The sequence below is a fragment of the Pseudomonas sp. EA_65y_Pfl1_P113 genome, assembly GCF_963970525.1.
GTDB classification, from domain to species: Bacteria; Pseudomonadota; Gammaproteobacteria; order Pseudomonadales; family Pseudomonadaceae; genus Aquipseudomonas; species Aquipseudomonas tritici.
In genome coordinates, this window is sequence record NZ_CAXAQM010000190.1 from 1 (window position 1) to 668 (window position 668).

1 protein-coding gene is annotated in these 668 nt (G+C 63.8%); it reads left to right on the top strand.

Annotation, left to right across the window (positions count from 1 at the left end; all coding sequences use genetic code 11):
• Positions 1-35: 35 nt before the first annotated feature.
• On the top strand, positions 36-668 hold a 633-nt coding region (locus AACY52_RS29060; protein WP_339561178.1), incomplete at its 3' end, for a glutathione S-transferase.

Here is a 668-nt window from a genome sequence, read left to right on the forward strand (position 1 = left end):
TCGCGATCCGCGCCCGGGCTCCGGGAGAATAAGCGATGCGCTACGGTCTGTGGTATTGGCCCGGAATCCAGGGCCGTGGCGAATTCATCAGATTGCCGCTGGAGGCAGCGGGGATCGCCTATGTCGAATGCGGCCGCGTCGAGGGTGAGGACGCGCTGGTCGCCAACATGGCCAAACATGCCACCAAGCGCGGCCCCTTCGCGCCGCCCTATCTTGAACTCGACGGCATGGTGATCGCGCAGGTCGCCAACATCCTGCTTTTTCTCGGCGACCATCATCAGGTCGGCGCATCGCGCATTGCCGACCGGTTGTGGCTCAACCAGTTGCAATTGACGATCGCCGACATGGTCACCGAGGTCCACAGCGTCCACCACCCGATCGCCGGGTCACTGACCTATGAGGCGCAGAAGGACACTGCGCTCGCGGTAGCCAGGGTGTTCCGCGAGGAGCGCATGCCCAAATTCCTCGATCACTTCGAGCAGGCGGCCAATAGCGGCTCGGGCGAATGGCTAATCGACCATCACTGGACCTATGCCGACACGTCGCTGTTCCAGTTGGTCGAGGGGCTGCGCTATATGTTCCCCAAGCGGATGGCCGCGCTCGAGCCCGCTTATCCCGGCCTGATCCGCATCCACGATCTCGTCGCCGATCTGCCCGGCATCCGCGCC